Annotated in this window: 11 protein-coding genes and 1 pseudogene; 8 read left to right on the plus strand and 4 right to left on the minus strand. The window is 70.1% G+C overall.

Features of this window, described 5'->3' with window-relative positions; all coding sequences use genetic code 11:
- Positions 1 to 3: 3 nt before the first annotated feature.
- Complete coding sequence (locus tag CLV43_RS42475; protein WP_146175127.1) at positions 4 to 1,275, minus strand: ABC transporter substrate-binding protein; 1,272 nt, start codon at positions 1,273 to 1,275, stop codon at positions 4 to 6.
- A 407-nt stretch (positions 1,276 to 1,682) separates the two neighbouring features.
- Between CLV43_RS42475 and CLV43_RS50275 the strand changes: the two genes are divergently transcribed.
- Positions 1,683 to 3,536, plus strand: coding sequence for a rhamnogalacturonan lyase (locus tag CLV43_RS50275; RefSeq protein WP_170156259.1), 1,854 nt, complete (start codon positions 1,683 to 1,685; stop codon positions 3,534 to 3,536).
- A 540-nt stretch (positions 3,537 to 4,076) separates the two neighbouring features.
- Complete coding sequence (locus CLV43_RS42485; protein ID WP_106195955.1) at positions 4,077 to 5,963, plus strand: DUF6807 family protein; 1,887 nt, start codon at positions 4,077 to 4,079, stop codon at positions 5,961 to 5,963.
- Here CLV43_RS42485 and CLV43_RS42490 read toward each other — a convergent pair.
- Complete coding sequence (locus CLV43_RS42490; protein ID WP_106195957.1) at positions 5,918 to 6,628, minus strand: GntR family transcriptional regulator; 711 nt, start codon at positions 6,626 to 6,628, stop codon at positions 5,918 to 5,920. The genes CLV43_RS42485 and CLV43_RS42490 overlap by 46 nt on opposite strands.
- Positions 6,629 to 7,849: 1,221 nt before the next feature.
- Between CLV43_RS42490 and CLV43_RS50390 the strand changes: the two are divergent.
- The 4 genes and pseudogenes from CLV43_RS50390 to CLV43_RS42510 all read left to right on the plus strand — a co-directional run.
- Positions 7,850 to 8,038 (plus strand): annotated as a pseudogene (locus CLV43_RS50390) (carbohydrate-binding protein); the annotation flags it as partial.
- Positions 8,038 to 9,204 carry a hypothetical protein gene (locus CLV43_RS42500; RefSeq protein WP_106195958.1) on the plus strand — a complete coding sequence of 389 codons (1,167 nt, stop codon included), beginning with the start codon at positions 8,038 to 8,040 and terminating at the stop codon, positions 9,202 to 9,204. The pseudogene CLV43_RS50390 and the gene CLV43_RS42500, both read left to right, overlap by 1 nt.
- Before the next feature lie 103 nt (positions 9,205 to 9,307).
- On the plus strand, positions 9,308 to 10,252 hold the full coding sequence (locus tag CLV43_RS42505) for a threonine ammonia-lyase (RefSeq protein WP_106195960.1): 945 nt from the start codon (positions 9,308 to 9,310) through the stop codon (positions 10,250 to 10,252).
- A 201-nt stretch (positions 10,253 to 10,453) separates the two neighbouring features.
- Positions 10,454 to 11,587, plus strand: coding sequence for a N(5)-(carboxyethyl)ornithine synthase (locus CLV43_RS42510; RefSeq protein ID WP_106195962.1), 1,134 nt, complete (start codon positions 10,454 to 10,456; stop codon positions 11,585 to 11,587).
- Positions 11,588 to 12,035: 448 nt separating this feature from the next.
- Here CLV43_RS42510 and CLV43_RS42515 read toward each other — a convergent pair whose 3' ends face one another.
- Positions 12,036 to 12,899 carry a spermidine synthase gene (locus CLV43_RS42515; RefSeq protein WP_106195995.1) on the minus strand — a complete coding sequence of 288 codons (864 nt, stop codon included), beginning with the start codon at positions 12,897 to 12,899 and terminating at the stop codon, positions 12,036 to 12,038.
- Between the two features lie 163 nt (positions 12,900 to 13,062).
- On the opposite strand from CLV43_RS42515, the gene CLV43_RS42520 reads away from it, so the two are divergent.
- On the plus strand, positions 13,063 to 13,425 hold the full coding sequence (locus CLV43_RS42520; protein ID WP_106195963.1) for a DUF1304 domain-containing protein: 363 nt from the start codon (positions 13,063 to 13,065) through the stop codon (positions 13,423 to 13,425).
- On the opposite strand, the gene CLV43_RS42525 is transcribed toward CLV43_RS42520, so the two are convergent.
- Positions 13,419 to 14,798: a YibE/F family protein gene (locus CLV43_RS42525; protein ID WP_245887449.1), complete on the minus strand. Its 1,380-nt coding sequence runs from the start codon at positions 14,796 to 14,798 to the stop codon at positions 13,419 to 13,421. The two genes, CLV43_RS42520 and CLV43_RS42525, sit on opposite strands and share 7 nt — an antisense overlap.
- Before the next feature lie 99 nt (positions 14,799 to 14,897).
- Here CLV43_RS42525 and CLV43_RS42530 point away from each other — a divergent pair, with 99 nt between their 5' ends.
- A complete protein-coding gene (locus CLV43_RS42530; protein ID WP_106195997.1) occupies positions 14,898 to 15,593 on the plus strand; it encodes a nitroreductase family protein in 696 nt (231 codons plus the stop codon).
- Positions 15,594 to 15,684 lie beyond the last annotated feature (91 nt).

The raw sequence follows: 15,684 nt of genomic DNA on the forward strand, positions 1-15,684 counted from the left end.
GGCTCAGGAGCCGAGGGTCTGGTCGGCCTCGGTGAAGAACCGGTCCACGGCCTGGTCCACCGTGATCCTGTTGTACAGCAGCTCCTCGTTGATCCGGATGAACGCCTGCTCCAGCGCGCCCGCGCCCTTGGGCGGCGCGGGCGGCGTCCTGGTGAGCTTGCCCTTGAGCCCGTCCTCGTAGGCGGCCACGGCGGCCAGGGGTCCGGTGAGCTGTGCGGCCGCGCGCTGGGCGTTGGTCGGTGGCAGGCCGCGGTTGGCGCCGAAGATCCTGCCGACCTCCGGATCGTTGATCATGAACGACACCAGCTTGGCGGCCGCCGCCGGGTGCTCGGACTTCCGCGACACGCTCAGCAGCAGCGCGGGCTTGATGTACTGGCCCAGGACCTGGGGGGTGTCGCTGGGGGAGGGGGCGATCCTCAGCTCCGCCCTGGTGGACTTGGAGTAGCGGTCGAGGAAGTTGTCCCACGCGCCCGCGCCCGCGACCAGGTCGGACTCCAGCGGGTGCTTCGGCTTGATCTGCACGCCCTTCTCGACCGGCAGCACCGACTTGTCGTCGGCCATCCTCTTGCCGTCACCGAGGAAGGCGGCGAGCCGGGCCCGGTCGAAGCCGAGCTTCCCCTCGTCGGTGTAGAGGGACTTGCCCTCCTGGAGGAGCTGCAGCTCCAGGTTGTAGTAGGTGTCGATGGGGTTGCCGCTGCCCGCGACCCCGGTCTTCTCGGTGATCCGCTTGGCGGCCGCGCGGTAGTCGCTCCAGGTCCAGCCGAGCTCGGGCTCCGCCACGCCGGCTTGGGCGTAGAGAGCGGGGTTGTAGATGTAGCCCCAGGTGTTGCCGCCCACCGGCACGCCGTACAGGCCGTCCTTGATCTCACCCGCGCCCTTGAGCCCTTCGATGAGGTCGCCGAGGTCGAGGTTCTTGCCCTCCTGCTCCTTCAGGTCGTAGAGCGCGTGGCGGTCGGCGTACTCCCTGAGGTAGGCGAAGTCCGTCTGCAGGACGTCCGGCGCGTTCCCGCCCGCGGTCTCGGTCGCGATCTTCTGCCAGTAGGCCTCGAACTCCTGGAAGCTCGGCGTGACCGTGATGGTGGGGTTCTTGCTGTGGAACAGGTCCAGCGCCCGCTGCATGAGCGCCGCGCGTTCGGCGTTGCCCCACCAGGAGAACCGCAGGGTGACCGGGCCGGACTCCTCCGCGCCGTCGGCTCCACCCGATCCGCCGCACGCGGTCGTGGCGGCCAGCAGCAGCGCCACCACCGGCACGACCAGCGACCTGAATCGTTTCAATCCGACCACGGTGGTACCTCCGGTCGCATTCGCGTTGGCAGGACGCCGTTTCGTGCCGTCGTGCCGGGAAGGCTACGAGGCCGTCGCGCCGCGGTCAATGCGGCTTTCCTTTCACCGCAAGGAAAACGGCGGTTCGCCGTCGAATCCGTCGAACGCGCTGTCGAACGGCTTCGACGCGGGAGCTCGACGGGTCCCGCCGGGGGAAGTCCTTGTTGACGTGCATGGGTGCCGCGCCTATGTTGATAATTTGGAAAGCGCTTTCCAGTGGTCACTCGCCCGGTGTTCCGGGTGGTGCCGCGAACAAGCGCGACCGCTGCCGGGGTCGAGCAAGGCGGGGGCTGTCGCCCTCGTCGGTTTCGCATTGTCTTGGAAATCGGATACCTGTGCGGAGAAATCGGGGCGGTGCCATGAGAATCCTCAACGGCAGTACTGGTCGGGCTCGACGACACCTGTTGGCGGTCGTGCTGGTCGCCTCCTGCGCGGCGGCGGTGAACGCCGCCGCGGCACCCGCGAACGCGGTGCCACCGCCGTCGTCCACGAGCACGACCGAGAACCTCGACCGGGGCCTGATCAGCATCCGGTCGTCCACCGACGACGGCAACTTCGTGTCCTGGCGGCAACTCCGGACCGACGCCACCGACTCGGCGTTCAACGTCTACCGCGACGGGAAGCTGGTCACCCCGACACCCGTCACCACCGCGACCAGCTACCGGGACGCGGGCGCCCCACCCGGCGCGCGCTACTCCGTCCGGCCCGTGGTCGGCGGCGTCGAACAGCTCGCGGCGAGCGCCGACGGCGTGGCGGCGACCGCGACCAGCCAGGACGTCCCGCTGCAGATCCCCGCTGGCGGCACGACGCCCAGCGGCGAGTCGTACACCTACGTCGCGAACGACGCCTCGGTCGGCGACCTGGACGGCGACGGCTCGTGGGAGATCGTGCTGAAGTGGGACCCCACCAACGCCAAGGACAACTCGCAGTCGGGCTACACGGGCAACGTGTACCTCGACGCCTACAAGCTCAACGGCACCAGGCTGTGGCGCGTCGACCTCGGCCGCAACATCCGGGCGGGCGCGCACTACACCCAGTTCCAGGTGTTCGACTACGACGGCGACGGCAAGGCCGAGGTGGTCACCAAGACCGGTGACGGCACCAGGTCCGGCACCGGGCAGGTCATCGGCAGCTCGTCGGCGGACTACCGCAACTCCTCCGGCTACGTCCTCACCGGACCCGAGTACCTGTCGGTGTTCCGCGGCACCGACGGCGCCGTCCTGGACACCGAGAACTTCGTGGTCGCGCGCGGCACGGTCTCCGGCTGGGGCGACAGCTACGGCAACCGGGTCGACCGGTTCCTGGCCGGAACGGCCTACCTGGACGGTTCCTCGCCGAGCATCGTCATGGCGCGCGGCTACTACACCCGCAGCACCCTGTCGGCCTGGGACTTCCGCGGCGGCGCGCTGACCCGGCGCTGGACCTTCGACTCCTCGTCCTCCACCAACGGCTCCGCGTGGACCGGCAAGGGCAACCACCAGCTGTCCGTAGCCGACGTCGACTCCGACGGCCGCGACGAGATCATCTACGGCTCGATGGCCGTCGACGACAACGGCAGCGGCCTCTGGCAGAACAACACCCACCACGGCGACGCCCTGCACGTCGGCGACTTCATCCCCTCCAGAGCTGGCCTCGAGGTCTTCAAGCCCTCCGAGTCGACCACCGATCCCGCCGACTGGATCGGCGACGCCCGCACCGGCCAGATCATCTGGAGCGCACCCTCCTGCGGCTGCGACAACGGCCGCGGCGTCGCCGCCGACATCTGGTCCGGCAACACCGGCGCCGAAGTCTGGTCCTCAGCGGTCGGCGGCCTCCGCTCCGCCACCACCGGCTCCCAGGTCGCCAGCCGCAAACCGGGTTCCGCCAACTTCGTCATCTGGTGGGACGGCGACGCCCAGCGCGAGCTCCTCAACGACACCACCATCGACAAGTACGGCACCTCCGCCGACACCCGCCTCCTCACCGGCTCCGGCGTCTCCTCCAACAACGGCACCAAAGCCACCCCCGCCCTCTCCGCCGACATCCTCGGCGACTGGCGCGAGGAAGTCATCTGGCGCACCTCGGACAACAAGGCGCTCCGCATCTACTCCACCACCGACACCACCACCATCAAACACCCCTCCCTCATGCAGGACCGCCAGTACCGCCTGGCCATCGCCTGGCAGAACACCGCCTACAACCAACCCCCACACCCCAGCTTCGCCACCCCCTAAACAAGACGAACCCCAACCGGAAGCGCTGTCACCACAACGCTGCGGCACAGCACTTCCCACATCCACAGCAACAACGAACCAACAGCGACCAACTACCCGCCAACGCTGGAACCAGAAGCCAACGCCCAACGACGCTGGAAGCAGCCAGCCAGCCACCCAACGACGCTGGAAGCAACCAGCAAGCGGCCCACGACGCTGGAAGCAGCACACAAGTCACCCAGCGACGCTGGAAGCGAGCGGTGCTCGTCCGCTCGTGCGGTCGGCTTGACTTGGGGTTTTTGGGCTTAAACTTGCGGCGGCGGGCAGGCTCTACCACCTGCCCTTTTTCGCCCGACGAAGCCCAAAAAAGGGGCCCCAAGTCAAGCCGACCGCACCTGGGCCCGCTGTAGCGACACCCCCCGGAAACCACCGCAGCGACACCCCCGGAGCCCGCGGCACCAACACCGGGCGACACCCACGGCGGCTAGAACACCCCCCCCAGCACCGAGCAACCCCACACCCCCAACCCGGTAAACGCTTTCCTCTCCAAGCGAGACAAACATGACGCCAAGGCCCAACAGCCCACCCACCGTCATCCTCGCCGGCGCCTCCGGCTACGGCCGCCACTACCTACGCGAACTGCTCCACCTCGAATCCACCGGAAAGATCCACTTCGCCGGCATCTGCGAAATCGCCCCCCTGGACTCCGAAACCCAACGCCTACTGGGCAACCGCCCCTCCACCCCCGACCTCCCCCAGCTCCTCTCCGACACCCACCCGGACATCGGCATCGTCTCCACCCCCCTGCACACCCACCTGCCGCTGGCCCGCCACATCCTCACCTCCGGCGCCCACCTCCTCCTGGAGAAACCCCCGACGCCAACCCTGCGGCAGTGGCAGGAGCTCGTCGACCTCTCGGCCGGCGCAGCCTGCCAGGTCGGCTTCCAAAGCCTGGGCTCCGGCGCAGTGCGACGGCTCGCCGACCTGGTGCGGCGCGGCGAGCTCGGTGAGGTCACCGGGTTCGGCGTGCGCGGGGCGTGGTCGCGCGACGACGCCTACTACGCCCGCGCACCGTGGGCCGGGCGGCGCACGTTGGACGGTGAACCCGTGGTGGACGGCGCCATCACCAACCCCTACGCGCACGCCGTCGTGACGGCGCTGGCCGTGGACGGTGGTGACGACGTGTCGGCGATCGAGCTGGAACTGCTGCGGGCCAACGACATCGAGGCCGACGACACGTCCTGCCTGCGGCTGCGCACCGACCGCGGCACGACCGTCGTCATCGCGGTGACCCTGTGCGCAGACGTCGAGCAGGAGCCCGTGCTCGTCGTCCACGGCAGCCGCGGCCGCGCCGAGCTGCACTACACGCTCGACCGGCTCGTGCTCGACGGCGTCGAGGAGGTGTTCGACCACGTCACGCCGCTGGAGAACCTGCTGGCGCACCTGGCCGACCCCGCGGTGCCGTTGCAGTCGCCGCTGGCGGCGTGCGGCGGCTTCATGCGCGTGCTGGAAGCCGTGCGGACGGCCGCGGAGCCGGTCCCGATCGACCGGAAGTGGTTGCGGCGGAAGGGGAATCGGGTCGTGGTGGACGGTGTCGACGACGCGGTGGTCCGCGCGGCCGACGAGCTGCGGACCTTCGCCGAGCTGGGTGTCCCGTGGTCGGTGCTCGGGCGGGTGGCGGAGTACGGCGTGGAGACCGTCGTGCCACCGGAGGTGGTGGCGCGACCGGCGTTGCACCCGGTCCGGACGCTCGGCGGCGCGGTCGTCACCGGCGAGCACCCCGTCGACCACCCGTGGCACCGGGGGATCGGCCTGGCGCTGCCCGACGTCGACGGCGTGAACCTGTGGGGCGGTCGGAGCTACCGGCGCGACCGGGGGTACGTCGAGGGCGAGCTGGGACAGGTCCGCCAGGCCGCCGACGGCACCGTCCGGTGGTGCGACTCGCTGGGTGCAGTCCTGCTGCGCGAACGCCGGGAGATCCGCAGGCGGGTCGTGCCGGGCGGGTGGGAGCTGACGTGGACCAGCGTGCTGTCCGCCGACGCCGAGGTGGTGCTGAACAGCCCCGCCAGCCTGGGCAGGCGGGGGGCGGGCTACGGCGGCTGGTTCTGGCGGCTGCCGGACGTGGACCCGGCGCTGGTGCGGGTGGTCGCGCCGGACGGCGGCGGCACCGACGAGCTCAACGGCGTCGTCGCCGACTGGCTGGCCGTCGTGGTCGCCGACCCCGTTGCGCCGTGGACGGCGGTGCTGTCCGGACCCCGCGACCCGTGGTTCGTGCGCGTCGCCCAGTACCGCGGCATCGGCTCCGCGCTGTGCTGGGACAGGCCGAGGATCGTCAGGCCCGGCCGGGACCTCGTCGTCGAGGTCGTGATGAGCCTCCACGACGGGGTGGTCACCCCGACCGGTCAGCCCGACGTGCGGTCGAAGCGCAGGTGGGACGTGATGCGGTAGCGGTCGCCGCGGTAGATCGACCTGGTGTACTCGAAGACCCGCTCGTTGGCGTCCCTGGTGGTGCGCTCGAACAGCAGCGCGGGCGCGTACTGGGGGACGCCGAGGAGGGCGGCCTCCTCCGGGTCGGTGACCGTGGGCTCGGTGGTCTGCAACGCGGTCGTGGCGACGATCTCGTACCGGATCCTGAGCAGCTCGTAGAGCGAGCCCGACTCGAAGTCCTCCGGGCCGATGCCGGGGACGAGGTTGTGCGGCAGGATGATCCGCTCGATCGCCATCGGCGCCTTCTCGACGATGCGGACCCGCGCGACGGTCAGGAGCTCGTGGCTGGGGGACACCTCCAGGCGCCGGCCGAGGCGGGCGCCCGCGGCCTCGACCCGGAACTCGACGACCTTGCTGAACCAGGTGCCCTCCGCGGGCGGGACGGTGAAGTCGCCGGGGGTGGTGGGGGTCAGCTCCTGGCTGATCTTGCGGGTGCCGGTGAACGTGCCCCGGCCGTGCTCGCGGACCAGCAGGCCGTCGCGCGCCAGGTCGTCCATGGCCGCGCGCAGGGTGGGGCGGGAGACGCCGAACTCCTCGCTGAGCGCGCGCTCGGAGGGCATGACCTCTCCGGGCTGGCGTTGCTGGATGAGCTCGCGCAGACGCTCTCTTACCTCTGTTCGCCGCACCGCAGGCTCCCTCCCGTTGCGCCCTGTGCATCGTAGCAACTGGTGAGGGTGTTCAGCCGGTTGGAAAGTGACCAGTGGTATTACCTGTTGCCGGTATCCCCTAACCTTGGAACCGCAGGCAGAATATCGGTCTAGACCTCTTGACTTTACCTGTGAGGTAGACCACTTTGCTGATGGGGGATCTGCTGCTGGACCAGTGGTAAACAGCAGCGGATCTACCGGTCGCCGCGGTTCTCCCCGTCCCCACCGAGAGAGCGGACGCTCATGTCGCGATCCAGCAGTACCCGCACCACCACGGCCGCAGCGGCGGCCGTGTCTGCGCTGGCGATGGCCGTGGTGGGCGTCTCCACCGCGTCCGCCGCCCCGGCGCTCACCTCAAGCGATGTCGGCGCCGCGGCGTGCGGCGCGCTGTTCGACGACTTCAACTACGGCTCCTACACCGACAGCGCCCTCCGGTCGCACGGCTGGCAGGTGCGGTCCAACGCGGGCGGTCCCGGTGTCCCCGGTGCCCGCTGGGCCCCGGAGAACGTCACGTTCCCGACGTCGGACGGCGACAAGGTGCTGCAGCTGGCGTCGGCGACGAACGGCACCGGCGCGGGCACGACGCAGACCGAGATCTTCCAAGGGGCCCAGCGGTTCCTGGAGGGCACCTACGCCAGCCGCATCCGGTTCTCCGACGCGCCCTCCGGCGGCGCGGACGGCGACCACGTCAACCAGACGTTCTTCACCATCAGCCCGCTGCGCTACAACAACGACCCGATCTACAGCGAGCTGGACTTCTCCGAGTACCTGCCCAACGGCGGGTGGGGCGAGACCGGCCCGGTCAACTTCCAGACCAGCTGGCACACCTACACCCCCGACCCCTGGTACGCGGAGAACAAGAGCAACGCCCAGCGCCGCAGCATCAACGGCTGGCACACCGTCGTGTCCACGGTCTCCGCCGGGCACGTGAAGTACTACATCGACGGCACGCTGGTCGCCGACCACGACCGCACCGGTCCGTTCGACGTCTACCCGCGCCAGGCGATGACGCTGAACTTCAACCAGTGGTTCATCGACACCGCCGGTCACAGCGGCGGCACGTCCACCTACCTCCAGCAGGTGGACTGGGTCTACTACGCGAAGGACCAGGTGCTCTCGCCCGCGACGGCGGTGGCCAACGCGGCCTCGTTCCGCTCGGGCGGCGTGCGCTTCAAGGACGACCTCGGCAGCGGCAGCTGCACCAGCAGCCCGCCACCCCCGACGAGCCCGACGCAGCCACCGGCCACCGGCTCCTGGGCCGCGGGCACGTTCTACGCGGTCGGCGCGACCACGACCTACGACGGCGTCACCTACCGCTGCCTCCAGCAGCACACCGCCATCGCCGGCTGGGAGCCCACGAACACCCCCGCACTCTGGCAGCGTGCCTGATGGGGCGCGCGAGGACGTTCCAGGTAGCGGGTGCCGCGCTCGCCGCGGCCGTGGTGGTCGTCTCGCTCGCCACCACCGGTGGCGCGCACGGCGCGGCGGCTCCGGCCGCGGCGGCGGGCTGCGGCGTGCTGTTCGACGACTTCGACTACACGTCGCACACCGACGGCGCGCTCGGCTCGCACGGCTGGCAGGTGCGGTCCAACGCGGGCGGGCCCGGTGTTCCGGGCGCGACCTGGGCGCCGGAGAACGTCACGTTCCCGACGGTGGCGGGGGACAAGGTCATGCAGCTGGCCTCGTCGACCGACGGCACCTCGTCGGGCACCAAGCACACCGAGGTGCTGCAAGGGGAGCGCCGGTTCTTCGAGGGCACGTACGCGAGCCGGATCCGGTTCTCCGACGCCCCCGTGAGCGGCCCCGACGGCGACCACGTGAACCAGACGTTCTTCACGATCAGCCCGCTGCGCTACGACAACGACCCGCTCTACAGCGAGCTGGACTTCTCCGAGTACCTGCCCAACGGCGGGTGGGGCGAGACCGGTCCGATCAACTACCAGACCAGCTGGAACACCTACCAGCTGGAACCGTGGGTGTCGAAGAACAAGAACAACAGCCAGCGGTCCAGTGTGGACGGTTGGCACAACGTCGTCGCGACCGTCGCGGACGGGCACGTGAAGTACTACATCGACGGCACGCTGGTCGCCGACCACGACCGCTCCGGGCCGTTCGACGTGTACCCGCGCCAGGCCATGTCGCTGAACTTCAACCAGTGGTTCATCGACCTCGCCGCGCACAACGGCGGCCTCGCCACCTACCTGGAGCAGGCCGACTGGGTCTACTACGCGAAGAACCAGGTGCTCACGCCCGCCGCCGCGGCGGCGAACGCGGCGTCCTACCGGTCCGGCGGCGTGAAGTTCGTGGACAACCTCGTGGGCGACTGCGGCACCCCGCCGACGACCACGACGACCACCACGACCACCACGACGACGACCACCACCACGCCGGGCCAGCCTGTCGGCTGCGCGGGCGTGCCCGCGTGGCAGTGGGGTGACGTCTACCTGGAGAACGCCCGCGTCGCGCACGTCCAGCACCTGTGGCGCGCCCGCTGGTGGACGCAGGGCTCCGAGCCGGGCCTGACCGCCCAGTGGGAGGACCTCGGCCGCTGCTGAGCCTCGGCGGGTGCGGTCGCAGGAGACCGCACCCGCCGGGTTTCCGCGCGGTCGGCGCGCACGCGTCTGCCGTCCGTTCACCCGGCACCACTAGGTTGGTCGCGTGGTGACCATCGAGGACGTGCGGGCCGCTGCCGACCGGATCGCGGGGCGGGTGGTGCGCACTCCGCTGCTGGAGGTCGAGCGGCTGTCCGACGAGCTGGGCTCGCGGGTGTTCGCGAAGGCGGAGAACCTCCAGCACGCGGGCAGCTTCAAGATCCGGGGCGTGCTGAACGCCTTGCTGCGCAAGAAGGAACGCGGCCTGCTGCCCACCGGGGTGGTGACGTTCTCCGCGGGCAACCACGCGGCGGCGACCGCGTGCGCCGGGCAGCTGCTCGGTGTCCGGGTGGTCGTCTGCATGCCTCCGGGAGCGGTCCCGGCCAAGGTCGACGCGGTCCGCCGGTACGGCGGTGAGATCGCGTTCACGCCGAACCTGCTGATCGACGCCGAGGCGCTGTCCACCGAGCGCGGCTACCCCCTGCTGCACCCGTTCGACGACCTCGACGTGATCGCGGGCCAGGGCACGGTGGGCCTGGAGCTGGTCGAGGCCGGTCCGCCACCGGACCTCGTGCTCGTGCCGGTCGGCGGCGGCGGGCTGATCAGCGGAGTGGCGGCGGCCGTGAAAGCGCTCGCGCCGCAGGCCGCCGTGATCGGCGTCGAGCCGGTCACCGCCCCCGCGATGAGCCACGCCCTGCGGATGGGCGGCGCCGCGCCGCTGCCGATCCGACCGGTGTCCCTGGCCGACGGGCTGGCCGCGCCGTTCGCGGGGATCAAGACGTTCGCGCACGTCAAGGAGTACGTCGACGAGGTCGTCGAGGTCACCGAGGACGCCATCCGCGACGCCTGGTGGAGCGTGGTCGACGCGACCAAGCTGCTGGTCGAGCCGTCCGCCGTCGTCGGTCTCGCCGCCGTCCGCTCCGGCCTGGTCACCCCACCCGCCGGTGGTGTCACCGTGCTCGTGCTGTCCGGCGGCAACACCGGTCTGGCCGCACTCGCCGGCTCGGTCTGAGCCCGCGGTACGTCACCCCGCCGCGTCGATTTCCACCGGCCCGCGTTTTTCCGACCGGAACCCCGTCGATTTCCCCGCGCCCCGACCGAAAACGCCACCCGGCTGACCGGTGGAAAATGGCGTAGGGTCGGCCAGGCCAGATTTCAGCTGGTCAACAGTCGTGCGATCGGTTTCTCAGTCGTGCGCGAAAAGGGGATTCAGGTGGACCTGCTCACACTCGGAGTGATCTCTCGGTCGAGCAAGGAGAATGAACGCCGACTGCCGATCCACCCGTCGCACTTCGACCGGATGGACGCCGACCTGCTGGCCGTGACCTACCTCGAGCACGGTTACGGCGAACGCTTCGGCGTCTCCGACGAACGCCTCGCCTCGCAGGTCGCGGGCCTGCGCACCCGCGCGGAGCTCATCGCCGAATGCGACGTCGTCCTGCTCGCCAAGCCCCTGCCCGGTGACGTGGCCGGCCTGCGTGACGGCCAGGTGCTGTGGGGCTGGCCGCACTGCGTCCAGGACGAGAAGCTCACCCAGTCCGCCATCGACCGCAGGCTGACCGTCATCGCGTTCGAGGCGATGAACCACTGGACCAGCGACGGCTCGTTCGGCCTGCACGTCTTCCACAAGAACAACGAGCTCGCCGGCTACTGCTCCGTCCTGCACGCGCTGGAGCAGGTCGGCTCCACCGGCGACTACGGCAGGCGCATGCGCGCCGTCGTCATCGGCTTCGGCGCCACCGCCCGCGGCGCCGTCACGGCGCTCAACGCCCTCGGCGTCCACGACGTCCACGTCCTCACCAACCGCGACGTCGCCGCCGTCAGCTCCCCCATCCCGTCCTCCGTCATGGTCCAGTTCGACCACGACGACGAAGACCCCCGCCGCAGCCACGCCGACACCGAGGACGGTCGCGTCCCGCTCGCCGAGTTCCTCGCGGGCCACGACATCATCGTCAACTGCGTCCTCCAGGACACCGCCGCCCCGCTCACGTTCCTCATCGACGCCGACCTCCCCACCCTCCCGCCCGGCACCCTCATCGTCGACGTCTCCTGCGACGAGGGCATGGGCTTCAGCTGGGCCCGCCCCACCACCTTCGCCGCCCCCACCTTCGTGGTCGGCGACAACATCACCTACTACGCCGTCGACCACAGCCCTTCCCACCTGTGGAACTCCGCCACCTGGGAAATCAGCGAGGCTCTACTACCCCACATCCGCACCGTCCTCTCCGGCCACCCCACCTGGGAAAAAGACGAAACCATCCGCCGCGCCATCGAAATCGCCAACGGCACCATCCGCAACCCAGCCATCCTCGCTTTCCAAAACCGCCCCGCCGAATACCCCCACTAACCAAACGCAAAGCCGCCACCCCACACCCGGCGCAAAGCTCCCGCCCGTTTTGTCCGACGCGCAGCGAGGATGCCCTGTCCAACGGCGGAGCCGAGGATCCGCAGTTGGGCGCAGCCCGCCAGCGCGCATCCGGCGCGGAGCGCCTGGGGCCTTGTCGGCGCCAGCCGATGCCTGTGTCAGGCGCAGCCTGATGTCTGGCGAAGCCAGATCCCCTCCCGCCCCCGATACACAGCGCCCTCCTGCCCCACCCCTGTTTGTCAAGACAGCTTCATCGTCTTGATAAACAGGGGTGGGGCATTGAGACAATCGCGCGCCGGGGGCAGGGCTTCACCAGGGGCTGGAGGGACGAAAACCGGCTTCCCCAGGGGAGCACAACGCACCGGGCCCAGGCCCCCGGGCGGGGTCGAGAGCCCGACCCCGCCAACACACAACGCCCAACCTCACGCCATCACTCCGCCGGCAACCCCCAAGTCCCAGGCGGCGGACTAGGCGACCGAGTAGCCGTCACATCCGTGGTCGCCTTCGCCCCACCGATGAACTTCACCAGCGAACCCCCGTGCTCCACCCTCCCCGGGAACGGGTCCCCCGCCGTCCTCCGCACCAGCTGCTCGATCGGCAGCTCCACCGCCGACCCCAGGATCACCAGGTTGCCGAACCTCCGCCCCCGCAGGATCCCCGGCTCCGCGATCACCGCCACGTGTTCGAACACCGCCCGCACCGTCGCCGCTTGGGCCCGTGCGTAGACCAACCCGTTCCCGTCCCCGATGTTCGACGCGTAGACCCCGCTCGCCACCATCGTCCGGGCGGCTTCCCGGACGTACTCGACCGACGTCAGGTGGGCTGGTGTCCGCGCCCCGGAGAACACGTCCGACACCACGAGGTCGAAGGTGTCGGTCGGGGCTCGTGACATCACTTCGCGCGCGTCGCCGTTGCGCATGCGGATCCGGGCGTTCTTGTCCGTCGGCAGTGCCCGCCGCAGCAGTTCGATCAGCGCGCCGTCGATCTCCACCACCTGCTGCGTGGATCGCGGTCGGGTCGCCGCGATGTAGCGCGGCAGGGTGAACCCGCCGCCGCCGAGGTGCAGTGCGCGGATCGGTCTGCCGGTGGGGGCGAGCAGGTCCACGAGGTGGGCGAGGCGTTGGACGTACTCGAACTCGAGGTGGGTCGGGTCGTCCAGGTCCACGTGGGACTGGGCGGTGCCGTTGAGGCGCAGGAGCCAGGCGTTGGGGCGGTCGGGGTCCGGCGACAGTTCGGCCGTGCCGGAGTCGACCTGCTCGCTCACCGTCTGGGGTGTGTTCCTGCCGCGTGCCACGCCCACCAGTATCCGCCATCCCCGGAGGTGGACCTGACGACCGGCTTGCCCGAACACCCCTGGATCGGCTGCCCGTACCCCCTAATAGGAGACCGGGTCGAGCCGGAACGGGTGCGCGCTGTCACGATACGGGGCAGCACACGCTCAACCCTGGAGGAACCCCGTGCAGATCGCGGCGAACATCTTGGTCGGCCTGGTGGCGATCATCCACTTCTACATCCTCGTGCTGGAGATGTTCCTCTGGGACAAGCCGCGCGGCATGAAGGCGTTCGGCTTCACCGAGGAGTACGCGAAGGAGACCAAGGCGCTCGGCGCCAACCAGGGCCTCTACAACGGCTTCCTGGGCGCGGGCCTGCTGTACTCGCTGGTCGTCGACGGGCAGCCGTCGTTCCAGTTCGCCGTGTTCTTCCTGGTGTGCGTGATCGTGGCGGGCATCTACGGCGCGCTGACCGCGAGCAAGCGGATCATCTTCGTGCAGACCCTGCCCGCGACGGTCGCGCTGATCGCGGTGCTGGTCACTCACTGAGGCCTGCGCCACGGCCCCTTGTCCGGGTGGTACCCGGTGTAGATGTCGCCGGACAGCCTCGCCACCGGTCGCCTCCGCCTGCGCGGGGCGACCGGTTCGGGCTCCAGGTCCGGTTCGGGCTCGGGTTCCGGTTCCGGTTCCTCCACAGTGGACACGGGCTCCCGCGAGGCCACGATCGCGGCCAGCACCGTGGTCACCGGCACCGCGGCGACCAGACCGATGCTGCCGACCAGCGTCCGCACGATCTCCTGGGCGACCTGCTGCGCGGTGAAGATCTCGCCGAGCCCGCGCCCGGACAGCGCGAACGCCAGCAGCACCGGCAGCGCGGCACCCGCGTACGCCATGACCAGCGTGTTCACCACCGACGACAGGTGGTCGCGGCCGATCCGCAGGCCCGCGATGTACAGCTCGCGGGTGGTCAGCGACGGGTTCGCCCTCCGCAGCTCCCACACCGCGCTGGTCTGGGTGACCGTCACGTCGTCCAGCACGCCGAGCGCGCCGATCAGCGCCGCGGCCAGCAGCAGTCCCCGCGTGTCGATGCCGTGGCCGAGCAGCGCGATGACGTTCGCCGTCTCCTCGTCCAGCCCGGTGAGCTTCGCGAACGCCGAGAACAGGGCGCCGAGCGTGCCGATGACGACCAGGCTGACGAGGGTGCCGAGCACCGCCGTGGACGTCCGCGCGGTCAGCCCGTGCGTGAGGTACAGCACGATGAACATGATCAGTCCGGCGCCCACCACGGCCACGGTCAGCGGGTTCTCGCCCGCCAGGATCGCGGGCAGCACGAACATGATCAGCACCACGAAGCTGAGGACCAGCGCGCCCAGCGCGGCCAGCCCCTGCTTGCGGCCCAGGACCAGCACGGCCAGCACGAACAGCACCGCGAGCAGCGTCAGCGGCAGTCCGCGCTGGAAGTCGACTACCTGGTAGGACTGCGGGTTCTTCGGGTCGGCGCCGGAGTAGGCCAGCACCACCGCGTCGCCCGCGGTGAACTTCGGCGTGGCGGGCTCGTCGGGCACCGGGAGCGTCAGCGTCGTGCCCGCGGCGTTGCCGTCGGTGGTCTTCACCGTCACCAGGAAGCAGTTGCCCGTGCCCGCCTGCCCGCCGCACGACCCCTGCACCACACCGGTCACGTCGGCCTTGACCGGCGTCTGGTGCAGACCGAGCTGCGCGCCGGTCTTCTGGTCGTGGCCGAACGGGTACAGCACCAGTGCGCCCACCACGGTGGCCAGCACCAGCGGCAGCAGCAGGACCAGCAGCAGCTTGCGGACCTGTCTGGACGCCGGTTCCGCCGGACCGTGCCCATGGCCGTGGCCGTGCCCCGTGCTCGGCTGGGCTCGACGGCGGCGTCGTCCGGTCGGCAGCTTGTCCTCCACGGCGCCCATCATTCACGACCGGCTAGGGGGGACCGCTACGCGGACGGTCGACGGGTCAGGGGTTCTGCTGAACGGGTGCACCGGGCCACACTCGGTGACGTGACGAGCACACGGTGGACACCCGACCACGGACTCGACTACGAGCCGGTGCCCTACCGGCCCGCGCGCCTCCCGCTTGAGGAGTCGCTGCGCACGGCGGCCTGGCTCCGGGAGCGCATGGACGAACGCCGAACCGTGCGGATGTTCTCCAGGGAAGCCGTGCCGGAACAGCTCGTGCTCGACGCCATCGCGGTCGCCTCGACCGCGCCGAGCGGCGCCCACCAGCAGCCGTGGACGTTCGTCGTGGTCAAGGACAAGGAGGTCCGGGCGCGCATCCGCGAGGCGGCCGAGGCCGAGGAGCGGATCTCCTACCAGGGCAGGCTGGGCGAGCAGTGGCTCGACGCCCTCCGTCCACTCGGGACGGACGACTACAAGCCGCACCTGACCGACGCCCCCTACCTGGTCGTGGTGTTCGAGCAGCGGTTCTACCTGGAGGCCGACGGCAGCACCCGCAAGCACTACTACGTGGACGAGTCGGTCGGCATCGCCGTCGGGATGCTGCTGACCGCACTGCACCTGTCGGGGCTGTCGGCGTTGACGCACACGCCGTCGCCGATGAGGTTCCTGGCCGAGGTGCTGAAGCGGCCGCGCAACGAGAAGGCGTTCGCGGTGATCCCGATCGGCTACCCGGCGGACGACTGCGTCGTGCCGAACCTGGTCCGCAAGTCGATGGACCAGGTGATCGTCACCATCTAGTGTCCTGAGTCTTTAGTTCGTGTGCAGGCGTAGGGTTCGGTGGCATGCCGAACCCGAAACTGCCCGAGTTGGTGCTCTCCGACGATGAGGC

It is taken from the genome of Umezawaea tangerina (assembly GCF_003002815.1).
GTDB lineage: Bacteria > Actinomycetota > Actinomycetes > Mycobacteriales > Pseudonocardiaceae > Umezawaea > Umezawaea tangerina.